Here is an 872-nt window from a genome sequence, read left to right on the forward strand (position 1 = left end):
GGGGAACACATCGTGGTGCAGCCGTTGGGCGGCGGGGTGCGGCCGCGCGGGTTCTTCGCCGTGGGGGCGGATGAGGCGTTCTCGCCCGTCACCCACACGGTGATCAACGCGGCGGGCTCCCTGCTCACGCTGGCCATGGAGCAGGGCAGGTCCCAGCTGGAAGCCGAGCGCCGGGTGCGCTCCGCGGTGCTGCGGCTGCTGCTGGAGGGTGCCCGGGAACAGGCGCGTGTGGTGTTGGAGCCGCTCGGCCGTCGGTTGCCCGAGGAACCGTTGGTGGTGCTCGCGACGGGTCCCGAGGCTCTGGACGTGCTGGAGAGGTATGCCTTCGCGGCCCTGCACGACGACACGGACACGTGGGAGGGGGCGCGGCAGCGAGGTGGGAGCCGCTCCCAGGCTCGATCGGCACGCAGCCAGGCGAAAGGGCAGGTGGCCATCACGCTGGTCGCGGCGGGCCCAGTGGACGGCCCGGCGCCGGGTCAGGTGGGCGACGTGCCGGGAGGTTCGGCGGGCGGCGTGCCGGGCGGCTCGGCAAGAGGCTCGGCGGAGGACGTCGCGGTGCGATTGGCGGAGATGGTGGCCCTCGAGGCGGACGCGCCTGTGGGCGTCAGCCTGCCCTGCGTTGACGGCCCGGCGGCCCTGCGAAGCGCCATCGACCAGGCGAGACGAGCTCTGGAGGCAGCGGGGGCAGGCTCAGGACCCAGCAGCGCCGGCAGGGCTGGTAGCGGGTCGGCGTTGGGAAGGCGCGGCGTGGGTCGGGACGGCGGTGGGCCGAGGACCGGAAGGGGTGGCGTGGATCGGGACGGTGGCGGGTCGGGGTCGGGAAGGGGTGGCGTGGGCCGGGACGGTGGCGGGTCGGGGTCGGGACGGGGTGG

The 872-nt window shown here is 75.0% G+C and carries 1 pseudogene; it reads left to right on the forward strand.

The annotated features are described in order from the left end of the window. Nucleotides 1-12 precede the first annotated feature (12 nt). Nucleotides 13-872 (forward strand): annotated as a pseudogene (locus tag E1292_RS52440) (hypothetical protein); the annotation flags it as partial.

It is taken from the genome of Nonomuraea deserti (genome assembly GCF_004348685.1).
Classification (GTDB): domain Bacteria; phylum Actinomycetota; class Actinomycetes; order Streptosporangiales; family Streptosporangiaceae; genus Nonomuraea; species Nonomuraea deserti.